At 59.0% G+C, this 22,019-nt stretch carries 22 protein-coding genes; 11 read left to right on the top strand and 11 right to left on the bottom strand.

What is annotated here, in order from left to right; translation table 11 throughout:
* Positions 1-13 precede the first annotated feature (13 nt).
* Together SIB72_RS01690 and psbA are read right to left on the bottom strand one after the other, a co-directional pair.
* A complete protein-coding gene (locus tag SIB72_RS01690) occupies positions 14-1,591 on the bottom strand; it encodes a TRIC cation channel family protein (RefSeq protein ID WP_413744394.1) in 1,578 nt (525 codons plus the stop codon).
* A gap of 126 nt (positions 1,592-1,717) precedes the next feature.
* Positions 1,718-2,797: a photosystem II q(b) protein gene (gene psbA / locus SIB72_RS01695; RefSeq protein ID WP_413744395.1), complete on the bottom strand. Its 1,080-nt coding sequence runs from the start codon at positions 2,795-2,797 to the stop codon at positions 1,718-1,720.
* 265 nt (positions 2,798-3,062) lie between these two features.
* Here psbA and SIB72_RS01700 point away from each other — a divergent pair, with 265 nt between their 5' ends.
* From SIB72_RS01700 to SIB72_RS01715, 4 genes are all read left to right on the top strand, one after another.
* Positions 3,063-3,221 carry a hypothetical protein gene (locus SIB72_RS01700; protein WP_170953845.1) on the top strand — a complete coding sequence of 53 codons (159 nt, stop codon included), beginning with the start codon at positions 3,063-3,065 and terminating at the stop codon, positions 3,219-3,221.
* Between the two features lie 31 nt (positions 3,222-3,252).
* Entirely contained in the window at positions 3,253-3,606 is a 354-nt protein-coding gene (locus SIB72_RS01705) for a hypothetical protein (protein ID WP_413744396.1), read from the top strand.
* 94 nt (positions 3,607-3,700) lie between these two features.
* Positions 3,701-4,096: a hypothetical protein gene (locus tag SIB72_RS01710; RefSeq protein ID WP_244281553.1), complete on the top strand. Its 396-nt coding sequence runs from the start codon at positions 3,701-3,703 to the stop codon at positions 4,094-4,096.
* Positions 4,097-4,177: 81 nt separating this feature from the next.
* Positions 4,178-4,549: a hypothetical protein gene (locus SIB72_RS01715; protein ID WP_115019969.1), complete on the top strand. Its 372-nt coding sequence runs from the start codon at positions 4,178-4,180 to the stop codon at positions 4,547-4,549.
* Here the strand turns inward: SIB72_RS01715 and SIB72_RS01720 are convergent.
* Complete coding sequence (locus tag SIB72_RS01720) at positions 4,546-5,493, bottom strand: aspartoacylase (protein WP_413744397.1); 948 nt, start codon at positions 5,491-5,493, stop codon at positions 4,546-4,548. The two genes, SIB72_RS01715 and SIB72_RS01720, sit on opposite strands and share 4 nt — an antisense overlap.
* A 49-nt stretch (positions 5,494-5,542) precedes the next feature.
* On the opposite strand from SIB72_RS01720, the gene SIB72_RS01725 reads away from it, so the two are divergent.
* The 4 genes from SIB72_RS01725 to SIB72_RS01740 all read left to right on the top strand — a co-directional run bounded on the left by SIB72_RS01725 (position 5,543) and on the right by SIB72_RS01740 (position 12,769).
* A complete protein-coding gene (locus SIB72_RS01725; RefSeq protein ID WP_413744398.1) occupies positions 5,543-6,532 on the top strand; it encodes a glutathione S-transferase C-terminal domain-containing protein in 990 nt (329 codons plus the stop codon).
* Positions 6,533-6,675: 143 nt separating this feature from the next.
* A complete protein-coding gene (locus SIB72_RS01730) occupies positions 6,676-10,101 on the top strand; it encodes a hypothetical protein (RefSeq protein WP_413744399.1) in 3,426 nt (1,141 codons plus the stop codon).
* A 107-nt stretch (positions 10,102-10,208) separates the two neighbouring features.
* Positions 10,209-10,847: a DUF2301 domain-containing membrane protein gene (locus SIB72_RS01735; RefSeq protein WP_115121072.1), complete on the top strand. Its 639-nt coding sequence runs from the start codon at positions 10,209-10,211 to the stop codon at positions 10,845-10,847.
* The gene (locus SIB72_RS01740; RefSeq protein ID WP_115121073.1) at positions 10,844-12,769 is read left to right on the top strand and encodes an ABC-F family ATP-binding cassette domain-containing protein; all 1,926 of its coding nucleotides are present in this window, start codon (positions 10,844-10,846) and stop codon (positions 12,767-12,769) included. The genes SIB72_RS01735 and SIB72_RS01740 overlap by 4 nt, the downstream gene beginning before the upstream one ends.
* Here the strand turns inward: SIB72_RS01740 and SIB72_RS01745 are convergent.
* Positions 12,750-13,226 (bottom strand): hypothetical protein, encoded by a 477-nt coding sequence (locus tag SIB72_RS01745; protein WP_115121074.1) that lies wholly within the window; start codon positions 13,224-13,226, stop codon positions 12,750-12,752. The genes SIB72_RS01740 and SIB72_RS01745 overlap by 20 nt on opposite strands.
* A 161-nt stretch (positions 13,227-13,387) precedes the next feature.
* On the opposite strand from SIB72_RS01745, the gene SIB72_RS01750 reads away from it, so the two are divergent.
* The gene (locus SIB72_RS01750) at positions 13,388-13,606 is read left to right on the top strand and encodes a CP12 domain-containing protein (protein ID WP_115019967.1); all 219 of its coding nucleotides are present in this window, start codon (positions 13,388-13,390) and stop codon (positions 13,604-13,606) included.
* Between the two features lie 96 nt (positions 13,607-13,702).
* Here the strand turns inward: SIB72_RS01750 and SIB72_RS01755 are convergent, their stop codons facing one another.
* Together SIB72_RS01755 and cgtA are read right to left on the bottom strand one after the other, a co-directional pair.
* Positions 13,703-13,885, bottom strand: coding sequence for a hypothetical protein (locus SIB72_RS01755; protein WP_115019954.1), 183 nt, complete (start codon positions 13,883-13,885; stop codon positions 13,703-13,705).
* Positions 13,886-13,956: 71 nt separating this feature from the next.
* Positions 13,957-14,946 carry an Obg family GTPase CgtA gene (gene cgtA / locus SIB72_RS01760; RefSeq protein WP_115121075.1) on the bottom strand — a complete coding sequence of 330 codons (990 nt, stop codon included), beginning with the start codon at positions 14,944-14,946 and terminating at the stop codon, positions 13,957-13,959.
* Positions 14,947-15,006: 60 nt separating this feature from the next.
* Between cgtA and SIB72_RS01765 the strand changes: the two genes are divergently transcribed.
* A complete protein-coding gene (locus tag SIB72_RS01765; RefSeq protein ID WP_413744400.1) occupies positions 15,007-16,236 on the top strand; it encodes an ABC transporter ATP-binding protein in 1,230 nt (409 codons plus the stop codon).
* Here SIB72_RS01765 and SIB72_RS01770 read toward each other — a convergent pair.
* From SIB72_RS01770 to SIB72_RS01790, 5 genes are read right to left on the bottom strand one after another with little or no spacing between them, the layout of a single operon-like run.
* Entirely contained in the window at positions 16,233-18,647 is a 2,415-nt protein-coding gene (locus SIB72_RS01770; protein WP_413744401.1) for an endonuclease MutS2, read from the bottom strand. The genes SIB72_RS01765 and SIB72_RS01770 overlap by 4 nt on opposite strands.
* Entirely contained in the window at positions 18,647-19,048 is a 402-nt protein-coding gene (locus SIB72_RS01775; RefSeq protein ID WP_115121106.1) for a VOC family protein, read from the bottom strand. Before SIB72_RS01775 ends, SIB72_RS01770 begins: the two co-directional genes overlap by 1 nt.
* A gap of 46 nt (positions 19,049-19,094) precedes the next feature.
* Complete coding sequence (locus tag SIB72_RS01780; RefSeq protein ID WP_115121077.1) at positions 19,095-19,337, bottom strand: hypothetical protein; 243 nt, start codon at positions 19,335-19,337, stop codon at positions 19,095-19,097.
* Positions 19,338-19,376: 39 nt separating this feature from the next.
* Positions 19,377-20,378 (bottom strand): porphobilinogen synthase, encoded by a 1,002-nt coding sequence (gene hemB, locus SIB72_RS01785; RefSeq protein ID WP_115121078.1) that lies wholly within the window; start codon positions 20,376-20,378, stop codon positions 19,377-19,379.
* A gap of 40 nt (positions 20,379-20,418) precedes the next feature.
* Positions 20,419-21,420 (bottom strand): DnaJ C-terminal domain-containing protein, encoded by a 1,002-nt coding sequence (locus SIB72_RS01790; RefSeq protein ID WP_115121079.1) that lies wholly within the window; start codon positions 21,418-21,420, stop codon positions 20,419-20,421.
* Between the two features lie 164 nt (positions 21,421-21,584).
* On the opposite strand from SIB72_RS01790, the gene SIB72_RS01795 reads away from it, so the two are divergent.
* On the top strand, positions 21,585-22,004 hold the full coding sequence (locus SIB72_RS01795) for a hypothetical protein (RefSeq protein WP_413744402.1): 420 nt from the start codon (positions 21,585-21,587) through the stop codon (positions 22,002-22,004).
* Positions 22,005-22,019: the final 15 nt, after the last annotated feature.

Here is a 22,019-nt window from a genome sequence, read left to right on the forward strand (position 1 = left end):
ACGGCATTGGTGTTCACCGGCCACCCAGCTGGCGGATTCTGCTGAATGCGGGTGGCTTGATCTTCAGTTGCATCACCAGCAGCCGTGTGATCAGACAGCCCATGGCAGTCAAAATGACGGCTGTATTCAGAGGAATCGGATTGACGCTGTTTGAATCGGCGTAGAAGCTGATAAACAGAGACAGGACGAATCCCCAGAACAGAGAGATCTCCGCATATATCTCATGCCTCAAGGTGGGATGGCTTGCATCAGCACGGATGACATCCCTAAGGATCGCCCCTCCAGCACCAGTCATGGCACTAAACACAGGGCCCCAAATCAACAGGGGATCACATTGTTCCTCAACAGCCACAATCACACCCACCACCGTGAACGCTGCCAGGCCAAGGGCATCCAGCACCTGAATCATCCAGGCACCATTCAGCCTTAGGTGATGCGTCCAGCGCGGCAGCCGTCGAGGCAACGGAGCACGCATCACGATGTAACTGAACAGCACGAGCACAATCACGATCGTGAGGTTGTGGACGGACTGCAACACAGCAGGACGGTCGCGATTCACAATCAGATCCCTCAGGATCCCTCCACCCACGGCAGGAAGGCTCGCCAGCACAAAAGCACCGAAGAGGCTGAATCGTTCCTGCTGAGCTAGCAGCACTCCGGAGAAAGCAAAAGCAGCAGTCCCAATGGTTTCCAGCGCAAAAAACCAGGGCTGCCCAGCGGTCATACCAAGCAGCGTTGGGAAGAGATAGTCACGAACAATCTGGTTGTAACGCCCCTCCTGCCGCAAGGTTTCCATGGCGTGGTTGAAGGCGTTCACCAGAGCTGGCGAGGTGGTGCGACGACTAAACAGCACCACAATCGGGCCGCTGAAGATCGGTTGATTGCCAGCAACCAGCTGGCTTGTAAAGCCCTGCTCCCAGAGCAACGTGCCCCCCACCAGCCTGTCGATAGCCACCAGATCGACTTTGCCGTCAATCAGGTTCTGGAGGTTGTTCAGATCCGTGCTCGTGGAAAGCCACCGGCCCCGGTTGGATGGCGCTCTAAGAAACTGATCAATCGCATCGCCGTAGACGTAGCCCGACACAACACCCAAGCGCAGCTGGCTCTTAGGGAATGACTGGGAGAAGACCGATGGTTGGAGCATGGCCCGGGCCGTGGGCTGATCCCAGCGACTGACCAGAATGATGTCTTCCGTTCGATATGGCTCGGAAAAATAGGCGTATTGGCTGCGTTCCTCCGTCATGAAGGCCCCGCCGGCCACATCCCGATCGCCGCTCCTGATCTGCTTCTGGTGCCGGTCCCAACCAACCTGTGGCAGCTCCAATGTGCGACCGAGCTTGTCTTCGAACACGGCCCTTAAAAGCTGCACGTCGAGACCGGTGATCCGGCGCATGTTGTCGGACTTCTCGAGGTACTGATAGGGCTTCCAGGGATACCAGCCACCACGGATCACCTGGTCCTGCATCGCATTGGCAGAGCTGCCCCCCCCAAGTGCGAGCAGGAGAGCCAGGCAGATCCCCCATGCGACAGCCATCAAGCGACCGTTCGCTCTCCAGTGATCTCCGGCGGGTCCGTTCACAACAAGCGCCATTCCCCTGGCTTGCATGCTGCTCCAGGCAACTGAGATCAACAACAAAAAGCCCCCACCTTGCGGCGGGGGCTTTCCGATTCAGCTTGCGCTGAATCGTTTGGAGACTTCAGCCAAAGGCTGTTCCGATCAACCGATTGCAGGTGCTTGCAGAGCCACAGGAGTGGACTCAGCAGCAGCCAGGTCGAGGGGGAAGTTGTGAGCATTGCGCTCGTGCATCACTTCCATGCCGAGGCCGGCACGGTTGAGGATGTCAGCCCAGGTATTCAGGACGCGGCCCTGACCATCAAGGATGGACTGGTTGAAGTTGAAACCGTTCAGGTTGAAGGCCATGGTTGACACGCCCAGGGCGGTGAACCAGATGCCGACAACGGGCCAGGCAGCCAAGAAGAAGTGAAGGCTGCGGCTGTTGTTGAACGAGGCGTATTGGAAGATCAGACGACCGAAGTAACCGTGGGCAGCCACGATGTTGTAGGTCTCTTCCTCTTGGCCGAACTTGTAGCCGTAGTTCTGGGACTCGCTCTCGGTGGTCTCGCGGACCAGGGAGGAGGTCACCAGGGAGCCGTGCATGGCGGAGAACAGTGAACCACCGAAGACACCAGCCACACCAAGCATGTGGAAGGGGTGCATCAGGATGTTGTGCTCAGCCTGGAACACCAACATGTAGTTGAAGGTGCCAGAGATACCCAGGGGCATCGCGTCAGAGAAGGAACCCTGACCGAAGGGGTAAACCAGGAACACTGCAGAAGCAGCAGCCACAGGTGCGCTGTAAGCAACGCAGATCCAGGGGCGCATGCCGAGGCGGTAGGAGAGTTCCCACTCGCGACCCATGTAGCAGAAGATGCCAATCAGGAAGTGGAAAATCACCAGCTGGAAGGGGCCGCCGTTGTACAGCCACTCGTCGAGTGAGGCTGCTTCCCAGATGGGATAGAAGTGCAGGCCGATTGCGTTGCTGGAAGGAACAACAGCACCAGAGATGATGTTGTTGCCGTAAAGCAGGGAGCCAGCGACGGGCTCACGGATGCCATCGATGTCAACCGGAGGAGCGGCGACGAAGGCGATGACGAAACAGATGGTGGCAGCCAGCAGGGTGGGGATCATCAGCACACCGAACCAGCCCACATAGAGGCGGTTGTTGGTGGAGGTGACCCACTCACAGAACTGCTGCCAGCCGGTCGCGCCGGAGCGCTGTTGGATGGTGGTGGTCATGAGAACGGAAAGAATGTCTCCGAAGAGACGGTTACGGAAGGGCAGGAATGCCCTGCCTCAAGCAATGTAACGCAAGATTGCGCTTTGTAAAGAGACCTTTGTGTAAATCGCCTCTCCCTTGGGCGGAGCGCCATTGGCGTCTTTTCGCCCAACGGCCCCCAATGGCGAAGGAAAAGCCGGAATCGGTGAAGAGTTCTTGAGCAAATCCAAACCAAAGGCCCAGCCCCGAGCAAAGGGAAGTCAACAAAGACTTAAGATTCTCGGATTGAGATTCGGTGACCTCGTGGTTCTGATCCGCTGGCTCCATGCCGGACGACGCCTGGAGGAGACCGTCCCCTTCCACCAGGCTCGCCACCGCCGTCTTGAACTGGAAGCACAAGGCGCTGTTGTCTATTGGAGCGAACGCCTGGTCTATCCCTGCTGAAGCAGCAAACTGGGCACTACCGCAGTCACCCATGAACCCTGCGACCCCGTCTCGTCCCGGAGCCGAGACCATCAAACGTCTGGTGTTGATTGGCATCGTCGGGCTCATCACGGTGGGCTGCAGTCCAAAGCAGTCATCCTCCGAGGCGATCAACCAGACAGAGGCCATCCAGCGGCTTGACTATCGCCTTCAGCAGCTGGAAAGGCGTCTGGACCAAGACCCTTCTCCAGGCCCGGATCCAGGCGACAAAACACCGGCTGGCCCTGTGAAATCCCTGACGTTGCGGCTGGGCACCGTCGATGACCGGCTGCGTATTTATTGGGGCGATGGCTCCACCAGCAACCTCCCCTGCACGGAGGAACAGAACACTTGGGTGTGCGGCTGAAAGAGCACTCCGCCCTTGCTGCAGTCACATCCGGTCAGACCTCAAGGCCCATCCAGACCTATCTGTGCAAGCTGCCAAAGCCAAGATCGGAGCGATGACTCCCTTTCTCCGAACCATCCTCAAACCTGCCAAAGCGGCCCGTCTGGCGAGCCTGGTGCTCCTTGGGGCAACACTCTCCGCCGCATTACCAAGCAACGGCGAGCCCGGTGCGCTGCCGCTCTCCCAGACCAAAGCCGCCAATCTGGCTCGCATGCGTGCCGAAACCCTCAATGGTGGAGTGTCCGGCTACAGAGCCGATCGCTGCATGTACAGCACTGGCGCGCCCGAGTGTTTGGTGCGTCAAACACCAGACGGCTACACCTTCAGCTTCCGCGGTGGGCCACCAGGCTGGCAACAGCGCAATCCCGTCACTCCCACGGTGACCACAACCGTGACGGTGTCTGCGGATGGTCAGACAATTCGCAGTGTTACCAACACGCCGATTCCCTAACAGCCCCACCGAAAGCCGCCCCAAGTTGACATCAAGGCATAACGGATTCACCACTAAGGGTGCCTTTCTCCTCTTGGCATGATCCGCCTTCGTTCACTCTCCGCGGTGGTGGTCTTGGCAGGCACTGCAGCGCTGGGGGCGACCATCCCCTCACTGGTGCATGCCCAAGTACCGGCAGCTCAGATTCGGGCCCTCAACCTGGCGCGCAATACAGCCGTCACCGACAACGGTGGGCTCACTGTTTACCGGCCTGCACCCTGCATGTTCCAAACCAATACTGGAGGTGGCGACTGCCTCATCCAAAACAACGCCGACGGTTACACCTTCCAATTCCTGGGCGGACAGCCCGGCTGGCCTGAAGACAACAGCCAGCCCACCACGGAAACAGAGATCAAGATTGCCCCTGATGGCTACACGGTTGACAGCGTCATTTACAACGGCGCGCCTCGTTAATCGTCAGCCAACAGCATCTGGAGCGCCTCAGGAACGGCCCCTTCCAGGGGCCAGACCTCACGCTCCGTGATGCTGAGTGCGATCCCTTTCTCCCCATAGGCCGCCTCGTTGATGAACACCGGGACCCTGCCATCCGGGCCCTCGTAAGGGATCACGCTGCCATCAGCCTTCAGGAACAGTGGATCGCCGCTCAACAGCGGTTGCCAGTCCTGCCCCTGACGCGCAGGATGCACGCAAGCATCAGGCCGCCCCTCGGGATCACGGGGAAGATCAAGGCTGCCGAGATGGCGATGCACGATCAGGGCCGAAGGGCACACCAACTGCTGCCGCCGCGCATCTGCGATCACAGCCAGACAGGCTTCCAGCGTGAGGCGCGTCTGTTCGACGATGCTTGCCTGAAGCAGCATCTGCGGCACCGGGCCGATCTCAATCACGACACCACAGGGCCAGCGCTCCACCAAGAACCCTTGCTGGGCCTGATCGGCCTCGTGCAGATAAACGGGCAGTCCAAGACGCTGCTGAACCGCAGCTGCAAGGGCCAAATCGGCCGGCCTGCGGCCGTAGACCACCAGCGAACTGCCCATGGCCGCCGTGGTGCTGTGCAGATCAAGGGCGACAACACAGCCCTCCGGCCCCTCCGGTCCAAAGCGACTGACCAATTCATGGGCTCGAACGATCTCTCGATCGAGCCGCGATGACTCGCAGCTGGCCATGGCTTGATGGTCCGCCCGTGCCAGAAGCTCAAACCTGAAGCTGCGATTGAGATCCCGATCGAGATAACGGCGACCCTGCGCACGCGCCTCAGGGTTACCGATCACGGGCACTGGGGTAACGGCAGCGCAAGCAATCAGAGCAGGATTGCGCTGCCATTGATCCAGCAACCATGGGGCGTTGATCTCGTTGCCATGGGTGCCGGCCACCACCAAAACGCGAGGGAGTGCCATTCACCAGATGCCAACACCTCCAGACTGACACTGTTGAACACCGCGACCCATGGCAGTTCCCCCTTTGGTTATTGCCACTGCCCGTGATGGCTGGCGCTGGCAATGGCGTCAATTAATGCAGGGGCTGGGGCCAGCTGATGCGGAAGGCCGCTACGTCCGCCCTCCCAGCGATCGACTCGAAGTCACGGTTCCCTCATCAGAGGAGCTGCTGGGTCGATCCATGCAGCAACAGCCGCGATTGGTGATCGGCCGCAGCTGCCCCTGGGCCCATCGCACCTGGCTAATGCACCGCTTGCGGCAACTGGAGGGAACGCTCACGCTGCTCACGGCCAAGGCGGATCACCGCGCCGGACGCTGGAGTCTTGCTCCCTCCTGGTTGGGCTGCGATTCGCTGCTGGCCCTCTACCGACACTGCGGCACACCGCCGCATCACCGTGCCACCGTTCCAGCCCTTGTCGATCCTGGCAACGACGCCGACATCACCCCCCGTCTGCTGGGCAATGACAGTGCCGCTCTCAGCGAAGCCCTCAACCATTGGCCTGGCGGAGACGGAGCAATGAATCTGGCGCCTACCGATCTGCTGCCAGCGATCGAACGCTGGCAGTCCCTTCTGCAGCCCGCTGTCAATGACGGCGTCTACCGCTGCGGCTTCGCACGCACCCAGCAGGCTTACAACGAAGCCAGCGCCGAGCTGTTCGCAGCCCTGGAACAAGTTGAAGCAGCTCTTCAGAGCCAGGGGCCATGGCTATGCGGTGAGCCGCTCACCATCGCCGATGTGCGCCTATTCCCCACCCTGATCCGTTGGGAACTGGTGTATGCACCGCTATTTGGCTGCAGTGCCAGACCGTTGTGGATGTTCCCTGCCCTGTGGCGCTGGCGCCAACGCTTTTACGCCCTACCAGGAGTGGCCAACACCTGCGATGGCGAGGCCTGGCGGGCTGATTACTTCGGAGCGTTGTTTCCCCTCAATCCAGGTGGCCTTGTACCAGCCGGGCCGGATCTGAGCGCATTGATCAACGCACCAGAGCCTCTGAGCTGAGCAGAAGCATCGGCTTCACCAGATTTTCACCCGATCAGATCCGAGACCACACCAGCAAGCGAACGCAAGCCTCACCAGGAGCGCAGAGACCTTGTGGATGTCACAGAGGCCACGCCTCACCACAACATCCCAGGTACACACCAATGACGACAGCAACCACAACGCGCACGCTGATCAAAGTCACCAACAACAAGGACGACGGCGACGGATCCCTGCGAGAAGCAATTCGCCAAGGCAATGAAGCAGTCAAAGCAGGAAAAGCCGTCGAAATTGCCTTTACCTCGAGCTTTCACATCAAAGTCAAAACTGGCTACAGCCTTGAGAAAGGAGATTGGACATTCAACCAAAAGTTAACCAAAAATATCATCATCAATGGTGAAAATGCATCAGGGCCACTTTTCCAGATCGGCAGCCAAAGCAATATCAATTCCGCAAAAAATCCAAGTGATATTGAGGAGCTAAAGGTTGACATCACCCGCATGCATCTCGTGAACAGCCACGTCAAAGGTGGAGACGGAAAGAGTGGAGGAGGGGGAGGCCTCGGAGCAGGCTCTGCCTTGCTGCACTTCAACGGCCATGTGAACTGGCGCGAAAGCAGCTTTCAAGGCAACACGGTAGAAGGCGGAAAAGGAGCCAAAGGAGCAAGGGGTGGACAATCCTTTTATATCCATAACAGCAACAAAATCCAACAGGCCACATCTGGTGAGAAAGGGGAACAGGGCGGAGGCTTCAACTCATCATCAAAAACAAGTCAATCAAACAGCAACCGTCCCTGGATACGCAATGGGAAAGCAGGTAGCAAAGGCTTCATGAACCCCTCTTACAAAAATCATCCGAGCGTGATTATTGGGGGCAATGGCGGCAATGGCCACAACGGCAAACTCTTTGGGGAAGCTGGCGGTGGCGGTGGCGGCGGTGGTGGTGGCCACAAAAAATCAGTATATGCGTGGGGGAATGAAACAGAGCCTGGCTATGACGGTGACGGCAAGCGATGGGGGAATGGCGGTCGAGGAGGAAATGGGGGCAATGGCAATTTTGGGGCCGGCGGGGGGGTCGGAGGTAGCGCCGGCGCCAACGCGGGAAACAATCATTTCTGGATACAGCACTGGCCCTCCTGGACCGAGTATGGACGCAGCCCCAGCTGGACATACAAAAACAAGCAGGGCGCCAATGGTCGAAGCGGCGAATGGGCATCAGCACCAACGAAAGCCAGTGATCCCACCCGAACGGATGGTGGAAAACCTGGGCGCGGAGGAGACGGGGGAGCCCTTGGAGTCATTAGCTCTTTTGCCACCAACAATCAAAAGTCTTCACTCACTTTCGACGACGTCGACTTTCGAAAAAATACCGCTAAGGGAGGAGCACAAACTGGTCGCTTCTCTAATATCTACTCCCGACACATCAACATCCAATACAACAAAACCACCAACTCAAGCGGCGACACCTTCCGCGGTAGAGAGATCGGCGACGGGAACTTTGAGCGCAATATAAATAGCGCCACGACCGATAAGTCAAGAAGCTATGCCAATTCCGGTCGATTCCTTGAGATAGAGCCAACAAACAACACTGCCCCGCAAGATATCTGGTCAGCTTCATACGAAAACAAATCCTCCATTGTTCAGACATTTGGGAAGACCCATAAACTCGGCAATAAAAGCGGGCACGTCATTGTCCTCCACGCGGACCACAATGATGAAAGCGTCCAAAAAGTCGAGATCGAAGGGGCCGAGGCCCTTCTCAAGTCCGTACGAGAAATAAACAATCTTGCCAATAGAACAAAAAGCGAAGCAGACATTCGAGAAAGCCACAAGGGGATTCTTGGAAGCCTTACAACAACAAAGGCTTACAAGCCAGCATCCAAGGCAGTCGGAGACACCATCGAGAAAAAAATAGACAAATATGCATCAAAATTTCACCTTAGAACATTCAAGAAATACACAAAATATGCCCTCGGATTAGGAGCACTAATTGGCGAAACAATTTTCAACCAAATGGCGGAAGATGCACGCATCGAAAAAGAGCTCCAAGAGAAGCGCTTTATCGACAAGCGCAGAGGGGAAATCAACAAATTGATACCCGGAGACCTTACGGTCACCCCGTTCGACCTAGGGAGCAACCGCACGTATGACACGTTCAAAGACTTCAAAGTTGGCCGGGACCAAATCAACTTTACTGCAAGAATTACACCCACAATTACTTACCGCACAGACCCAGTGCAAGGAGGAATTATTGAAATCAACTCATCACGAACGGACGGGGCAAATGACAACAGTGCTCGACTTATTGGGCAAATTCGTCTCACCGCAAGCCAAACCGCAGAAGCCAAAAAACTCGGAAACACAAAAGATTACTTTGAGCAATTTCTTCACTTAAGAGAAACAAACGGAACAGCACACTATGTCTTCGCGAAAGACTCGCAATGGCAATATGTCTCTCGCACAACGGATCGCAGACCCGGCGGCATCGGAAACGACAGGATCCTCATCAAGCGCAAAGATGATGTATTGAAGTCGACCGTGCTAAAAGCCAACGGATTCGAAGGCCACGACCGCATAATGGGCGACGACGGCAACAGCGAGTTAAAAGGAGAATCAGGCAACGACTTCTTTGATCCTGGCATTGGCTCTGACACCGTAGATGGAGGATCAGGCACTGACACCGTGAGCTATAAGTCCTTAAAATCAGCCGTCTCGATTACCACCTCAACCAACAACAAAAAGATCGAAGTCTCTGATAGCAGCGGCAAATGGACAGACGAGCTGTCCGACATTGAGACTATTCGCACCTGGGGCGGCAGCAATCACACGCTAGCCAACGCCCAATCATCGACCAATAAAGGCCGCGGATACACGGTGCAAACAGGGGCCACTGGGACCACAAATGGATCCCAATATGACGATCAACTGCTCATCAGTTACGCCAGCGATTTCAACACTGATCCCGCCAACACAACACTGAAAAAAACTACGGTTGTCAATGGCAACCTGGGAGACGACTCTCTTGCAATTGATGGACTTGCGGCCCACATCGAAGCCGGCCAGACATTCAAGCTCACCTACAGCGATACCAGTCAAAGCAGTGGCTTTATCACAAAAACAACCAACAATAGCAACACAAAAATTCTTGAGTTTTCTAACATCAACAAGGGAGTTGTCCTTACTGATACCGAACGCAACAGCCAAGGTCTGTTGAAAGTCAAGCCTCTGACGGGAGCGCAGAGCAGTCAAGCCAATGCCGACTGGGCCGATATCGACACCGATGAGCTCATTGGCGCTTCGATCGGCAACCAAGATGATGGGAACGTTCAAAACGATGCTTTGACTGGCGCTGCTTCTGCTGGCCTCTCCAACAACAACATCGGCTCCCCCTTACAACCCGGGACAAGACCTCAGAGCGCAGAAGTCGACTCCCTCAACTCAGTTGAACAAACCAGCACCATGCTGCCGGCAGAGCAAGTGCAAAGCACATTGGCTTCGGCTGTCTCGATGAGCAACACAGCCTGGAGCCAGGAGGCTGAGGAACAACCAATCTGGGCACAGAAGGAGTTCTTCATCGACCCCCTCGCCTGATCTCTTCACCTGACACAACCACCGCCTGCCCCTCTGGGGCAGGTTTTTTGAATGCAGCATTTCCGCACAGGTCCGAGCACACTGGTGATCAGTCGCGCGGCACGGTCATGACCACGACTGATCCCCAGTTTGAAGGCGTTTATGGCCCCTACACCATCACGGAGCAAGACCGCCGGGATGTGCAGCGCTATCGCTTCGCCCTACTCGTGAGTGGCATCGCCTTCAGCGCCGGGCTCCTGCAATGGTGGCAACTGGGAGGTCAGCTGGCCTGGCTCTGGATCCTGCCCCTCGCCGCAGCCATGGGCCTGGCCCTGCACTGGATCCACATCTATTTGAAACCGTTGCACCGAACCCTGCAGCTGTTCTGGCTACTGGGTTGCCTCGGTTGGGCCGCACTGCTGGTGCTCGCCGGCCCGTCAAACGCGCTCAGCACTCTGCAGAGGCAACCTCTCTGGATCCTGGCGGTGGGCCCACTCTTTGCCGCCCTGGCCGGTATCGGCTTCAAGGAGTTCTTTTGCTTTCAGCGGCCTGAGGCAATCGGCCTCACCCTGCTGTTGCCCATCGCCTTGCTGGGACAGCTCAGCGGATTGCTACCAGCGGCCCTAAGCCTGGTGCTGCTCGGAGCAGCGGCGATGCTGTTGATCGTGCTGGCCTTACGTAAATTCGGCGGTGCGGCCGCTGCAGATGTCGGCGATAAGAGTGTGTTTGCTTATCTGGAGCAACAGCGCACGGCTGGAGCCCAGTGAGTCTGATCAGCCTGGTGGATGCGGAAAAAGATTTCGGCATCCGCACCCTTTTCGCCGCCCTCACCCTTCACATCGGCAGCAATGACAGGCTCGGTTTAATCGGCCCGAATGGCGCTGGCAAATCAACGCTGCTGAAGGTGCTGGCAGGAGACGAGCCGCTTGGTGGAGGAGAGCGGCGCTGTTCGCCACGGCTGCGCGTGGAGCTGGTTGGCCAAGACAGTGTGGTGCAGCCCGGGCTCACAGTGCTTGAGCAGGTTCTGGCCGGCTGTGGAGAGAAACGGGAACTGCTGCTGCGCTTCAGCGCCCTAACCGAAGCCGTGGCCCAGGAACCCGAAAACAGCACCCTGCTCACCGAGCTTGGCCACCTCAGCCAACGCATGGATGAAGCCGAGGCCTGGGGGCTGGAACAACAGTGCCAGGAGGTGTTGCAACGCTTGGGGATCAGCGATCTGCACAAACCGGTGGAGGAGCTCTCCGGCGGGTATCGCAAACGGGTAGGCCTGGCATCAGCCCTGGTGGCTTGCCCTGATGTGCTGTTGCTGGATGAGCCCACCAACCACCTCGATGCGGCCGCCGTGGAATGGCTGCAAAGCTGGCTGGATCGCTATCCAGGAGCGGTGGTGCTCGTCACCCATGACCGCTACGTGCTTGACCGAGTCACCCGTCGGATCGTGGAAGTGGCGGATGGCGAAGCCCGCAGTTACGACGGCAACTACAGCACGTATCTGCAACGCAAGGCAGAGCAGGATGCGGCCGATGCCGCTTCTGCGGCCAAGTTCAAAAGCGTGCTGCGCCGCGAGCTCGCCTGGCTTCGCCAGGGGCCGAAAGCCCGCAGCACCAAGCAGAAAGCTCGGCTGCAACGGATCGAAGCGATGCGCGCCGCCCCACCCAAGCGCGCCAAAAACCAGCTCGAGATGGCAAGCGTGAGCCGCCGGATCGGCAAGGTGGCCATTGAAGCGGAGAACCTACGGGTCACCAACGACGGCACATCCAGTGGGACTGTGCTGCTCGACGACTTCACGTACAGCTTCAGCCCAGAGGATCGAATCGGCATCATCGGGCCGAACGGCAGCGGCAAATCGACTCTGCTGGATCTGATTGCCGAACGCCGACAGCCGTGCGGAGGCGAGCTTCGCCTTGGCGACACGGTGCACCTGGGTTATCTCGATCAGCACACCGATCTGCTCACCAGTGGCCGAGGGCTGGAGCGCAAGGTGATCGAATTCGTGGAAGAAGCAGCCTCCCGAATCGACCTGGGGGGCGAGCAGCTCAGTGCGTCGCAGTTGCTGGAACGCTTTCTCTTCCCTCCGGCCCAGCAACACAGCCCTCTGAGCAAACTCTCCGGTGGCGAACGTCGCCGGCTCACGCTCTGCCGCCTGCTCATCCAGGCCCCGAATGTGCTGCTGCTCGACGAACCCACGAATGATCTGGATGTGCACACCCTGAGCGTGCTGGAGGATCTTCTCGAGGATTTTCGAGGCTGCGTGATCGTGGTTTCGCACGATCGCTACTTTCTCGATCGCACCGTTGACCGTCTCTTCTGCTTTGAAGAGGGCAAGCTCAAACGATTTGAAGGCAACTACAGCGAATTTCTCGACCACCGCCGGGAGCTGGAACGGGCCGAAGAACTCAGCCGCAACTCCACCAGCCGCGCATCATCAACATCAAGCGCAGGGCCTCGTGAGAAGGCAGCCACACCAACCAGCAACAAGCCCCGCCGGCGCAGCTTCAAGGAAGCGCGGGAGCTGGAACAACTCGACAAACAGCTGCCAGAGATGGAAACGCGCAAGGCTGCACTAGAGACAGCAATCGGCAGCGGCAGCGACGATCTCACCAGCCTCAGCCAAGAGCTGGCCACACTGCTGGAAACACTGGCCGAGGCAGAAGAACGCTGGCTTGAACTCAGCGAACTGGCACCTTGAGCCCGGAGCGTCTGCGACGACGCGGGTGGACGAGGGCCTCCCCAGACGACGGGGCCGGCCATTCACAGCTGGGAGGGCACTGCACCGTGCCCTCCCAGGGCTGGGGCTCCACCCGCTGACCAGCCTCCTCTGCCTTCTTCATCGCGGTTGGGCGGTAATCCTGAGCAGAGCGGTGCAACTGCATCTGATCTCCCATACGCCGCAGGTAAAGGTCATGAGACCAAATCACCTGGTTGTGTTCGAACGCCTCACAGGCAGCCAACATCGAACTGAACCGCTGGCTCACCAGACCGGACGGCGCACATTGTTTCCACTCCAAAACCTGCTGGAAGGAAAGACCTTCACGCCACTGGCGTTGTTCGGAGAGATAGCAGAACTCCTCCGGGCCGTTGATCCAAAACATCCGGCCTTCGTCATCCATGAAATGCCGGCCCTGGCGCTGCCTGATCCGAACCATGGGATGACTGCCCACTTCCTATTCAGCTGTTAGCGCCGGTCATGGCCTGCTGACAATGACGTTGTTACGGAAACGGAGTGGCACCCCATGGCCGTGGCGTCCGTGGAAATGAGCCGTAAGGTAATGAGCGTTGCAAGAAGGCGGTGCTGGCCGCAGCTCTCATGAAATCAATCGACGAGCACATTCAGAAGGACCAGACCGACCTTCAGGAAGCCCAGGCTGAAGGGAATGAGGCGAAGGTCCGCCACATCACTGAGGAGCTGGAGTCCCTTCAGGAGTACAAGAAGGAACATCCTGAAGACTCCCACGACCCCACACCCCTGGAGCTCTACTGCGAGGCCAACCCTGATGCAGACGAGTGTCGGGTCTACGACGACTGACCCAGCGCCAGAGACGAACAAAAAAAGCCTGCAGCTTTGTGGCTGCAGGCTTTTTTAATGGTTCAGTGCAGTCGCACACCACTGAGCGGGGAACTTTCAGAGCTCCTCGTCATATTCCGCCGGACTGCTGGTCAGACCGCAGACCACAGCCTCCTGAGGTTTCATCGGCTGTACCGATGCGATAGGACGACCACGGCGTCGCAGGGCTTCCACTTCGGCTTGGGTCTGGCAGCGGGCGATCAGCCCACCACGATCATCAAAACAGGTGAAAAAAGTCACAGCAGAGGATCAGCTCTGCTCCCTTTATTGCCATGGAGGTGACAAAGCACAACAGAGTGCAGCACCTTTTTTCAGACTCCGAGTTCCGCCCAAACGCTCTGAAGAAGACGATCCAGACCTTGGCCCATGGCCGCAGAGGTCAACATCACCGGTCTGCCACTGGCCTCCTCGAGACGCTGCCGCTGCTCTTCACGTTCGTCCTCATCGATCAACTCCAACTTGTTCAGCACCAGTAAGCGCGGACGATCCACAAGACCGTGGCCATAGGCCTCCAACTCCTGTTCCACAACGCGGAGGTCTCCCACAGGGTCCTCTGAGCCACCGTCCACCATGTGAACCAGCAACCGCGTGCGTTCAATGTGGCGTAAGAAGTCATGGCCGAGGCCGGCGCCTTGGGCAGCACCAGCGATCAAACCGGGAATATCAGCAAAGACAGTGCCATCTCCTGTCGGACGACGCACCACACCAAGATTGGGCACCAGGGTGGTGAAGGGATAGTCGGCGATCTTGGGTCGCGCTGCTGAAAGCACGCTGATCAGCGTGCTTTTCCCCGCATTCGGCAGGCCAATGATCCCCACTTCAGCAAGCAGTTTGAGCTCAAGCTGTAAGGGCCATTCCTCACCCTCTCGGCCTTCCGTGCATTTCTCCGGTGCTCGATTGCGATTGCTGAGGTAATGAGCATTGCCCAGCCCACCGCGACCACCGAAAGCCACCACTAATTGCTCACCGCTGTCTGTGAGATCTCCCAGCAGGATGTCGGTTTTGAGATGCCGGACCTCCGTTCCACATGGCACCTTGATCACCAGATCTGGGCCTGACGCACCCGTGCAGCGATTCGGCCCACCCCGGCGCCCATCAACGGCCGGGAAGAGACGTTTGTATTTGAAATCCAGGAGTGTTTGAAGGTTCGCATCCGCTTCCAGCACCACGTTGCCCCCATGGCCCCCATCGCCGCCGGATGGACCACCAGCAGGCACATATTTCTCGCGCCGGAACGCAACAATGCCATCGCCTCCACGGCCTCCGCGCACGGTGACTCGGGCTTGGTCAATGAATTGCACGTCAAGCGTCGGGCAGGGCCAACCATCAACCCTAAGATCGCGGCATCCTGGATCTCAGCAGTGGCAGGCGTTCGCTTTGAGGGGCTGAGCAAAACCTATCCCGGCCGTGGTGAGAACCAACCCGTGGAGGTCATCCGGCAGTTGGATCTCACGATTCAGGATGGAGAGTTCCTGGTCTTGGTGGGGCCTTCAGGCTGCGGCAAAAGCACCCTGTTGAGACTGCTTGCTGGCCTTGACTCCCCGACAGACGGAGAGATCCGTATTGGAGATCGTCCGATCACCGGCCTCAGGCCGGCCCAGAGAGATGTGGCAATGGTGTTTCAGAGCTACGCGCTCTATCCCCACCTCAGCGTGCGCGACAACCTCAGTTTCGGCCTGAGGCGCAGCAGAGCTCGCACCAATCTTCAGCAACTGCAGGATCAGCTGCATCGCCGCACCCGTGGCCTACCCCAGCCATTGCGCATCCCCTCGCAGCGCGAGAGCAAAATCGAACGGCGCGTCAACGACGTGGCAGCAGCCCTTGAGCTGGACCATCTCTTAGACCGCCGACCGAAGGAGCTGTCCGGTGGCCAAAAACAACGCGTTGCTCTCGGACGAGCCATGGCACGCCAACCGGCGGTGTTTCTGATGGATGAACCCCTCAGCAACCTGGATGCCAAATTGCGTGCCAGCACGCGGGCCCGGATCGTTGGCCTGCAACGGCAGCTAGGAACGACCACCCTTTATGTCACCCACGATCAGGTTGAGGCCATGACGATGGGACATCGCATCGCCGTTCTGAATCAGGGCCGATTGCAGCAACTCGGCACGCCCATGGAGCTCTACCGCTGGCCCTCCAACCTCTTTGTGGCTCAATTCATCGGCAGTCCTCCGATGAATGTTCTGCCGGTGCAGGTGGGAGCAGGCTCCACGCTGATTCTTGGCGACAAACGTCTCACACCTGAAGGGCCGATCGCGGCAGCCCTCCCCAGCCTCGAAGGCAACACCCTGACCGCCGGCATCCGCCCCGAGCATCTGCAGGTGGCACCTGCCACCAACCGCAACCTGCCGGCAGAGGTCAGCCACAGTGAAGTGCTGGGCAACGAGCAACTCGTCACCTGCCGTCTACTCGATGGCGATCATCTCGTTCAGGTTCGCGCCGAACCAAGCCTGAGCCTGAACCCAGGCTGCCGCATACACCTCGCGGCAGACCCACAGGGCTGGCGTCTGTTCGATGCTGATGGAGAAGCGATCTCCTTGCCGGAACCACCGCCCAGCCGCGGACCAGAACCAGCACTGCCACCCCTCTAGCGAGGCCAGATCACACTGCAGCCAGGGCCACCATCTCCCTTCTCTGCATCGATGACTCGCTCCACATAGGGCACGGTGTCGAGCCATTGGCGCAAACCGCGCTTGAGTTTGCCAGTGCCAATGCCATGGATCACCCAAAGCGGTCCATTGGCACCGCGGAGCAACTCCTCAACAGCCGCTTCAGCTTCATGCACCCGCATCCCTCTCACATCCAAGGTGTTGCGTGAGGTGCGCACCTCTGCACCCCGCGTTCCTATCCCTCTGGCTTTGACCTGCACAGTGGCGGGTGGCGGTGTGGGTTGACGGCCATCCAAGCTCTCCACCGCCGCCAGCTCCACAGTGCTGCGCATCACACCGCAACGCACAGTCAACTGCAGACCATCATCAGAAATCGCCAGCACCTCAGCTGCTTTGCCGAGAGCCAACAAACGAATGCGATCCCCCACCTTTGGGCTCCAGTCTGGGTGTTGCCTGCGTTGGGGCGCAGGCCGATGATCCGATTCGAGCCGTCGTAAGCGCTGGCCTGCCTGACGCGCCGTTTCACCATCAGCGTTCTGATCGCGAAGCCGCCGGATCAGTCGACGCACCTCCTTCTGACCATCGCGAATCGAGGTTTCAAGGCGCTGGCGCCCTTGCTCCTGCTGTTGCGACGACTGCTGGCGCTGACGCTCCCAGCGGCCGAGCAGCTCTTCATGCAGCAGCTCCGTACGAGCCAAGAGCACCGCGGCATCCTCAGCCGCTGCTTGCTGACGCTGACGCTGCTCCTCCAGACCACGGATGACAACATTCACATCGCCGTCGGCTTGGGGGCTGAGCAAACTGCGCGCCTGATCGATGACCTGGTGATCCAGCCCGAGACGGGAGGCAATGGCCAGAGCGTTGCTGCGACCAGGAATCCCCCAGAGCAATTGATAGGTCGGGGACAGGGTTTCGGCATCGAAGGCAACGGAGGCGTTCTCGAACCGGTCGTCGCTGTACTTGAGGGCCTTGAGCTCACCGAAGTGCGTAGTGGCAATTGTGAGCCTGGCCCGATCGGCAAGCGCTCTCAGCAATGCCGTCGCCAGGGCTGTCCCTTCACTGGGATCCGTTCCGGCCCCAACCTCATCGAGCAACACCAGGGCAGGTGCCGGGCCGTTGTCCAGTGCCTCCAGAATGCAGCCAATCCGCTTCACATGACCACTGAAGGTGGACAGGCTCTGCTGCAGCGATTGCTCATCGCCGATATCGGCCAGCACCTGAGCACACCAGGGCAATGATGGAGTGCCGCTGCACGGCAGCCAAAGCCCAGCACGCGCCATCAGAGCGGCCAAGCCGACACTTTTCAGCGTCACGGTCTTACCACCAGTGTTAGGCCCCGTAATCGCCACCACCCGCAGCTCAGGCGAGACCGTGATGCTGATCGGAACAACCGGTGCTCCCTGATCGCGCTTCTCCAACCACACCAGCAGTGGATGGCGGAGCTGATCGAAGACGAAGGGAGTCTGGGGGTCGGCCTCCAGGCGCGGAGGGACCCCTCCGATCCACTGGCCGTAGAGAGCCCTGGCCAAGCTGAGATCCAAAACCAGCAACACCTCTCCGAGCCGGATCAGCGGCTCATGCTGAGCCGCAACCGCGGCACTCAGCTCCGCAAGCAAGCGCTGCTCCTCCTCCCGAATGCGGCCCTCCTGGTCGGCCAAACGGTTGCCGAGCTCGATCACCGCCTGAGGCTCCACAAACACGGTGTTCCCAGAAGCAGAGCTGTCATGCACCATGCCCTTGCAGTGAGAGATGGCACCGGCCTTCACCGCCAGAACAGGTCGACCATGACGCTCCGACACCACCGTGTCCTGAAGCTGGGCCGACCAACGCCGGAGCGTCTCCTGCAGCCGATCACGTCGCTGTTGTCTCAGAAGCTGCCATTGCTGACGCAGCCCAGCCAACACAGGGCTGGCCCGATCAGCCACACGGCCGCCCTCCTCCAAAGCGAATTTGAGCCGTTGTTCCAGCTCAGGCATGGTGGCCACAGCACTGAACAATGCCGTGCAGAGCGGGCGCAGCTCGGGATCATCAACCTGACGCCGAAGCCGGCGAGCCGCGGCCAGGGTGTCGGCGACCGCCAATAGCTCCTCACCATGGGCGGTGCCACCCTTGCTACAGCGCAGCAGCACAGCCTCCAGATCGTGCACCCCCTGAAAACTGAGCCCGCCTTCGGTGACTCCATTCAGTCCGGCGAGCTCAATCGAGCGGGCCAGCCACTGGCGACTGATCTCGATGTGCTCCGGCAGGGCGGTGACTTGCGCAGCCTTACGTCCAGCCAGGGTGCTAGTGAACGAGGCCAGATGGGAACACAACCTGGGCCACTCCAGCAGCTCCAGCGTTTGCTGCAGCACAGGACTGTGATGCGACGAGGCAACGTGGTGAAGGGGCGGCATTAGGGCTGAGGAACCGCCGCCTCCAGCTGATTGGAGGGAATCCCTCCGGGAGGCTCATAAAGCATTTCCAGCCAGTTTCCCTCTGGATCGCGCAAATAAAAGGAGGCAGTGCCATCGCGGTGATCATGCACAGCGCCCACCTTCACGCCATGCTCTCGCAGCTGCTGGTGAACCCGATCCACATCGGCTCGATCGTGGAAATGGAAGGCGAAATGGGGGCCAGCAGCCTTGTAGTTCGGTCCCAGCAAGGCCAAACCATCGCGGCCATCCCCGGCTTCGAGGTAGCACCAATCGTTGGCCTTCCACACCATTCGCATGCCGAGACCTGTGTAGAAGCCGACGGCACGGTCCATGTCTTCAACGCGAATGGCGACATGACCAAGACGATGGACGGGAACCATGTTGGAGAGACCGACTAGAAGCGGAGACATACAACGTTGTTTGAACCTACTGGCGAGGCTCAAGGGCTGCGGGAGCAGGAACGGGATCGTGAGCGAAGGAGATCCCCCAGGATGTGCGGCACACACATCCGATCGAGAAACAGATCAGGCCGCTACCAATCAAGTTGAGAGCAGAAGCCCGATCGCGACGATCACCCTCCAGCAACAGGTGGGCCGCGATCACGAAGGCAATCGCCGAGGCCACAAAGGGCAGAGGGCTCCAAAAGCGGAGGGGGCGAGCGGCGGCCATGGAGGCAGGGTGGTGCCTCCTTTCGTTAGCCGCAAATCATCAGGACTGCCGCAACCACTCCGCAGCATCACAGGCGTGATAAGTGAGAATCAAATCGGCACCGGCCCGCTTGAAGCTGAGCAAGGTCTCCAGAACAACGGCACGTTCATCGATCCAACCACGCTCTGCGGCAGCCTTGACCATGGAGTATTCACCACTGACGTTGTAAGCGGCAATCGGCAATTCAGACTCCTCACGCAAACGGTGAATGATGTCGAGATAGGCCAACCCGGGCTTCACCATCATGATGTCAGCCCCTTCCTGTTCATCTAACTGGGCCTCGGTAATCGCCTCACGGGCATTGGCCGGATCCATCTGATAGGTGTCCTTGTTTGTGGGGATCGGCTTGCTGCCAGCAGCTCGTGGAGCGGAGTCGAGGGCCTCACGGAAAGGGCCGTAATAGGCAGAGGAATATTTAGCGGTGTAGCTGATGATCCCCACATGCTCAAATCCGGCGTCATCGAGGGCTTCTCGAATGGCACCAACGCGTCCGTCCATCATGTCGCTCGGGCCAATCAAATCGGCACCAGCCTCCGCCTGCATCACCGCCTGACGACAGAGCAACTCAATGGTCTCGTCATTGAGCACCACCCCGTCCTCGCTGACGATGCCGTCATGGCCATCACAGGAATAGGGGTCAAGGGCCACATCAGTCATGATCGCCATATCGGGCAGATCTCTTTTGAGCTGACGAATGGCTGTTGGGATCAGGCCGTTTTCGTTAAAACACTCAGCGCCATCCTCCGTCTTGAGACTCTCCGACACCTTGGGGAACAGCACCACACAGCGGATGCCGAGATCCCAGGCCCGCTTCACCTCGCCGCTGAGCTGATCCAGGCTCCATCGAAAGGCACCAGGCATGGCTCCAATCGGCTCGATCTCCGTACCCTCATGCACGAATAGCGGGTAGATGAAGTCGGATGGCTGCAGGAGCCTTTCGCGCACCATGGCCCTCAGAGCAGGGGTCCGACGCAGGCGACGAGGGCGGTAGGTGAGCTCCATCCAGGGGCAGGGAATTGTGCTTGCGATCGTAGGCCTTGCGTTAGAGGCGGGCTGACTTAAGCCAGTTGCGACGTGGATCCGTGGAGCGCGCCTGCTGCAACTGGCGCAGCAGCTCCTGCTCACGTTCGCTCCAACCGTCGGGCCACTGCAGGCTGAGAGTCAACAACAAATCGCCACGGCCGTTGCGCCCTGGCCAGCCTTTTCCCTTCAAACGCAGGCTGCGGCCTGGCGGCGTACCAGCCGGAATGGTCACATCGGCTTCGCCATCGGGGGTCATCACGGTCACGGTGCCGCCCAGCACGAGTTCATCGATCGAAACCGGTAAATCGGCGCGCAGCTGATCAGCATCGAGCCGCCAGACCCCATGCGACTGCACCTCAAGATTCAGATAGAGATCGCCACGGCGTCCGGTACCTGGCTGAAGATTTCCCTTGCCCTTCAGGCGAAGGCGAGAGCCGTTCTTGACTCCTGCAGGAATCCGCACCTGAACGCGTTCATCATTCACCGAAAGGGTGCGTTCACCGCCGCGAAACGCCTCAGAAAACGACACCTTGACTGTGGCTTCCGCATCAAGATTGGCGGGTTGCCGAGATGCTGCACGCCCCCCACCTCCGTAACCGCCACCGGCAAAACCACCGCCGGGGAAACCTGAAGCACCAGCAAACCCTCCCGGAAAGCCGCCGCTGAAACCACTAGGGCCGCCGCCCTGACCACCGAAGCGACCCAGCAGATCATTGATGAAATCGTCGAAATTGCCGTAGCGGCCAAAATCGACATCCACTCCAGCCCCCCCACTGCCAGCGCCAGCCTGGTTCCAGTACTGGCCAAACTGCTCGTAACGCTGACGTTTTTCAGGGTCGGAGAGCACCTCATAGGCTTCGCTCACTTCCTTGAATTTGGCTTCAGCAGAGGCATTCCCGGGATTCACATCCGGGTGATATTGACGGGCAAGCTTGCGAAAAGCCCGTTTAATCGTGTCGGCATCGGCGCCACGCTCGACACCAAGCACCTTGAAATAGTCGCGGTAACCCGTGCCAGCCATGGCCTCCCCCCGGCCCGCAGGCCCTGCTTCTAGCCAGTGTCCCAGTTTCTTCTCAGCGATGGAATCACCGCAATGGAGGGAAGCCCGAACGTTTGATCCACCAGGCCAGCTCTGGCTTCGACAGAATTAAGGGCGCCCATCGTGCCTGAGCCGAAGTGATCGTGATGACCATTGCAAACAAGGCACGGATGGATCACTGGGCATCCGCCAGCCTTGCCGCAGCGTTCCTGCTGGCAGGCTCACCCGCCAGCGCTGGCAGCAGCGCAACGCCCTTGCCGCCAAAGCCAACGGCGTCCACTCCGGCTCAAGTGCAATTAGCCGACCAACTCAAGACCGCGGGGGTGAAGTATTACGGATCCTGGCGTTGTCCAGCCTGTCAATACCAGAGCCATCTGTTCGGCCAGGGAGGGCAGCAACGACTTCCCTACGTTGAATGCGCCAAACCGGACACCCTGCCCGAACAAGCCAGAGCCTGCAGTGCTGCTGAGATCCGCGCCTATCCGACCTGGATCCATCCTTCTGGAGAACGCCGAGAGGGTGTGCAGTCGCTGAACGAACTCCAAGGGTGGATCGAACAGCCTTGAAGCAGCTGACTGTTA

Source organism: Synechococcus sp. MIT S9451 (genome assembly GCF_047304725.1).
In the GTDB taxonomy this organism is placed as follows: domain Bacteria; phylum Cyanobacteriota; class Cyanobacteriia; order PCC-6307; family Cyanobiaceae; genus Synechococcus_C.